The following is a 4520-nucleotide window of genomic DNA, read 5'->3' as shown; positions in this document are numbered from 1 at the left end:
GCTTCGCTACGTGACGATCCAGAACTGGTCGAAGAACGTCTATAACCTGGTAACCAAGCGAGCCGTGGCCTACGAGGGCGCAACCGTGCAATGGCTCGACGGAAATCTTGGCTCAAAGCTGACAATGAAGTACCCAGGGGTATACCTGATGGGCCGAGGGGCGCACGGCGAGGTGCTCTCGGTGGCCTTTGCCGGCGACGGGCAGCATCAGGATGCTGGAGCCAAGATGGTCCACGCGGCACCCGACACGTCGTCGGTGATCACATCGAAATCGATTTCCAAGGGCCGCGGCCGCACGACCTATCGCGGTCTGGTGAAAGTGTATCCCGGGGCGACCAACGCCAAATCGACGGTGCGGTGCGATGCGCTGATGCTCAACAAAGAGTCGCGCTCGGATACGTATCCGACGATGGAGATCGATGAGAAGCGTGTTGCGATCGGCCATGAGGCCACAGTGTCGAAGATCGGCGATGAGCAGCTCTTCTACGCGATGAGCCGCGGGCTCACTGAGCAGGAAGCGATGAACATGATCGTCAACGGCTTCATCGAGCCCTTCGTCAAAGAGCTGCCGCTGGAGTATGCCGTGGAGCTGAACCGCCTCGTGCAGCTTGAGATGGAAGGCGCCGTCGGCTAACTACGATATCAGATATCGAATTCGATATCTGATATCGTCTGGAAACATGTTTGATACGGCTGCGATTGATCAACTTGCGAAGGCATTAAAGGAGCCGCCGGGAATCACCGACCTGCGCCGGAAGGCTCTTGCCCGCCACACCGAATTGCCATGGCCGCATCCCAGCGATGATGTGTGGCGCCGCATCGATGTCTCGCTCCTCGATCCCTCGCAGGGATTTTCTCCCACCCCGCCCTCGTTGCTGCCATCAGTTCAACTCACCGACGCACAATTGGCGCTCTTCACCAAACCGCTGGGCGATGAACAGTTGCTGGCGCGCATCAACGGCCACTGGCTGCGCGAGCCTGTTGTCCCAGGCATCGCGGTCAGCGAGCGCATTCCGCAAGCCGTCCTCGAAGCCAGCGGGCTGACTGAGGCCGAAGAGAAACTCGCGAGCCTGAATACCGCATTTCATGATGATGACGTGTCTCTTGAGGTGTCGGCGCGCACGTCGCTGGCCCAGCCGCTGCGGCTGGTCCGGTTGATTGCTGTTGCACCCCAGCAGGCGATCTTCCCCTTGACGGCTATTCGGGTGGGGGAGGGCAGCTCAGTGACCATCATTGATGAATATGTCAGTGCGGGGACAGTCCCCATGGGGACTGTCCCCCATCTTGTGAATGGCCGCATCGAGTTGATCCTCGAGGAAAACGCTTCAGTGCGCTACGTGCGATTGCAGCGGTGGGATCAGCAAGCGCGGGAGTTTGTCCTCCAGCGCGCCACCCTCGCCGCAGGCGCGTCATTGACACTCGCCAATATCAGTTTAGGGGCCTCGGTTTCCAAGACGCACGTCATCACGAGATTGGCCGGCGAGACAGCCTGCGCCAAATTGTACGGATTCGTGTTCGGGCAAGGGGTGCAGCATATCGATCAGCACACGCTGCAGGATCATCAAGCCCCGCACACCGAATCGGATCTGCAGTACCGCGCGGCCCTGCAAGATCAAAGCCACATGGTCTACACCGGGTTGATCCGCATCGCGCCCACGGCCCAGCAGACGAACGCCTATCAGGCGAACCACAACTTGATGCTCAGCCAGCGCGCGCGGGCCGAGACGATTCCGATGCTGGAGATCTTGGCCGATGACGTGCAGTGCAAGCATGGAGCCTCGACCGGGCCGATTGATGATGAGCAGGCCTTTTACTTGATGTCGCGCGGCGTGCCCCGCGAGGCCGCCCAGCGGCTGATCGTCATGGGCTTCATCGAGCCGATCATGCAGCAGATTCCATTCGCGCCGCTGCGGGAGCGGCTGCGACAAGAAATCGAAGGCAATCTACAGCATGGCTGATGGCTTTGTAGGTGTGGCGAAGGTTGGTGAGATTCCGGTGGGTCAATTCAAGTCGGTGCAGGCGCAGGGCAAGCGCCTCTTGGTCTGCCACACCGAGACAGGATTCTACGCGGTCGACGATACCTGCACGCACGACGATGGACCGCTCGGCGATGGCTGGCTTGAGGGCGATGCCATCGAATGCCCGCGGCACGGCGCGCGATTCGATGTGACGACCGGCAAGGTGTTAGCGCTGCCAGCGGCAGTTGCTATTAAGTCATATCCGGTGCGCGTGGATGGTGACGACGTGAAAGTGAATGCCAGTGAGATAGTGAGTCAGTGAGTGGGTGAGTGAGGAAAAGCCATGTTGGACGTAAGAGAAATTCGGCAAGATTTTCCGATCCTGCACCGCGCGGTCAACGGCAAGCCGCTCGTCTACCTCGATAACGCCGCCACGACCCAAAAGCCGCTCCAGGTGATCGAAAAGCTCGCCGATTATTACCGGCGGTATAACGCCAACATCCACCGCGGCATCCACACGCTGGCGGAGGAGGCGACCGCCGCCTATGAGGCCGTCCGCGAGCAGACGGCGCGATTCATCAACGCGCCTTCCAGCCGCAGCATCGTCTTTACGCGCAACGCCACCGAATCCATCAACCTGTTTGCCAACGCCTGGGGACGGAAATTTTTAAAGCCGGGCGACCAAATTCTCCTCTCCGAGATGGAACACCATTCCAATCTGGTGCCCTGGCAATTGATCGCCAAGGCGACCGGGGCGACATTAGCGTTTTTACCCATCACGGATGAAGGACAATTACGGCTCGATGCCATGGAAAAAATATGGGCGCCAAACACGAAGATCGTGGCTATCACGCACATGTCGAACGTCCTCGGAACGATCACGCCAATCGAGGACGTCGTTGTCAAGGCTCGGCAATACGGCACGCTTGTCCTCATCGATGGCGCGCAAAGCGTTCCCCATCTGCCGGTTGACGTGCAGCGGCTCGGATGCGACGCCTTGGTCTTTTCCGCCCACAAAATGCTCGGGCCGACAGGCGTGGGCGTCTTGTATGCCAGAGAAACGCTTCTTGAGAGCATGGATCCATTCTTGGGCGGCGGCGAAATGATTTCGGATGTCCAGCTGACATCCGCCACCTGGAATGAGGTGCCATGGAAGTTTGAAGCCGGCACGCCGAACATCGCCGATGTGATTGCCTTCGGCGCGGCCCTCAGCTATCTCACGCGCATCGGCATCTCAACCATTCGGACTCACGAGATGGAGCTGACCGCCTATGCGCTGAAGCAATTGCAGGCGGTGCCCGGGCTGACGATCTATGGGCCGAGGGCCGCCAGCCCGGATCGCGGCGGCGCCATCGCATTCAACCTTGAGGGATTGCACCCGCATGATGTGGGCACGGGGCTGGACGCCGAAGGGGTGGCGATTCGCGCCGGGCATCATTGCGCCAAGCCGCTCATGCGGCGGCTGGGTGTTTCGGCGACGGCCCGCGCGAGCTTCTACCTCTATAACACGAAGGATGAGGTGGATCGACTGGTTGAGGCAATTCGCGCCGTCCAGGGGTTTTTCAATCGGCCAACGCATGCGAACGTGTCGACGTGACTCATGCTGGATCAGCTCGACGAATTATATCGAGAAGTCATCCTGGAGCACTTTAAGCACTCCGCGCACAGCGGGGAGCTGCCCGGCGCACAGATTCATGTCAGTGGGGCCAACCCGTTGTGCGGTGATGAGCTCGCGTTTCATGTGAGGATAGACGGCGGCCGCGTGGCGCGTGCGCGATTTGTCGCTAAAGGCTGCGCCATCAGCCAGGCGGCGTCTTCCATGCTGGCGGGAGCACTCGAAGGCAAAACGATTCCAGAGATTCAGCAGGTGATCGAGACGATGAAGGCGCTGATGCAGGGCAAAGCGCCTGATCCGTCGGTCGACCTTGGCGATCTTGAAGCGCTCTCCGGCGTGCGGAAGTTTCCCGTGCGCGTCAAGTGCGCGGCCTTGTCGTGGAACGTCGTCGAACAAGGCTTAGAGCAATATCAGATATCGCCCCGCAAGGGCGATATCTGATATTGAATGGAGAACCGGATGGCCATCACTGAACAGCAAGTCCTGGACGCGTTGAAGCCGATTGAGGATCCTGAATTGCATCTGGGGATCGTTGATCTGGGGCTGATTTATGAGATCGCCGTGAATCCCTCGCCGGAAGGGGATGAGGTGAAGCTCACAATGACGTTCACCTCGCCGTTTTGCCCCTACGGGCCGGCCCTGAAGAACCAAACGCACCAAGCGATCAGTGCGCTTCCCGGGGTGAAAAGCGGCCAAGTGGAGATCGTGTTCACCCCGCCCTGGGATCCGCGCACCATGGCCTCGGAGGAGTGCAGGATCGCCTTGGGGCTTGGGTGGGATGAAGAGCAGCCTGGCCCAGGAGAAGAGCTGGAAAGCCAGCGTTAGCATCCATCTCGTCGAGCATCCCCGCATCACCCCCTGCCAGCGAGTTTCGAGTGTAAACCTTTTCGACAGGATGGCGTCTCATTGGGTAGAAAAGGAGGGCGCTGCCATGAAGAGACTGCTGC

The 4520-nt window shown here is 59.7% G+C and carries 6 protein-coding genes; all 6 read left to right on the top strand.

Going from position 1 to position 4520, the window contains the following annotated elements:
- Positions 1-634, top strand: a 634-nt coding sequence (locus tag HY737_01805; GenBank protein MBI4597125.1) for a SufD family Fe-S cluster assembly protein, incomplete at its 5' end; no start/stop codon positions are given.
- 46 nt (positions 635-680) lie between these two features.
- The gene (sufD, locus tag HY737_01800) at positions 681-1958 is read left to right on the top strand and encodes a Fe-S cluster assembly protein SufD (GenBank protein MBI4597124.1); all 1278 of its coding nucleotides are present in this window, start codon (positions 681-683) and stop codon (positions 1956-1958) included.
- The gene (locus tag HY737_01795) at positions 1951-2280 is read left to right on the top strand and encodes a non-heme iron oxygenase ferredoxin subunit (GenBank protein MBI4597123.1); all 330 of its coding nucleotides are present in this window, start codon (positions 1951-1953) and stop codon (positions 2278-2280) included. Before sufD ends, HY737_01795 begins: the two co-directional genes overlap by 8 nt.
- A gap of 24 nt (positions 2281-2304) precedes the next feature.
- A complete protein-coding gene (locus HY737_01790) occupies positions 2305-3555 on the top strand; it encodes a cysteine desulfurase (protein ID MBI4597122.1) in 1251 nt (416 codons plus the stop codon).
- 3 nt (positions 3556-3558) lie between these two features.
- Entirely contained in the window at positions 3559-4014 is a 456-nt protein-coding gene (locus HY737_01785) for an SUF system NifU family Fe-S cluster assembly protein (GenBank protein ID MBI4597121.1), read from the top strand.
- Between the two features lie 18 nt (positions 4015-4032).
- Positions 4033-4398 (top strand): metal-sulfur cluster assembly factor, encoded by a 366-nt coding sequence (locus HY737_01780; protein MBI4597120.1) that lies wholly within the window; start codon positions 4033-4035, stop codon positions 4396-4398.
- Positions 4399-4520 lie beyond the last annotated feature (122 nt).

Source organism: Candidatus Omnitrophota bacterium (assembly GCA_016209275.1).
Classification (GTDB): domain Bacteria; phylum Omnitrophota; class Gorgyraeia; order Aquiviventales; family Aquiviventaceae; genus JACQWM01.
The sequence above is the reverse complement of the archived record's forward strand: the minus strand, read 5'-3'. Positions and strand labels throughout refer to the sequence as shown.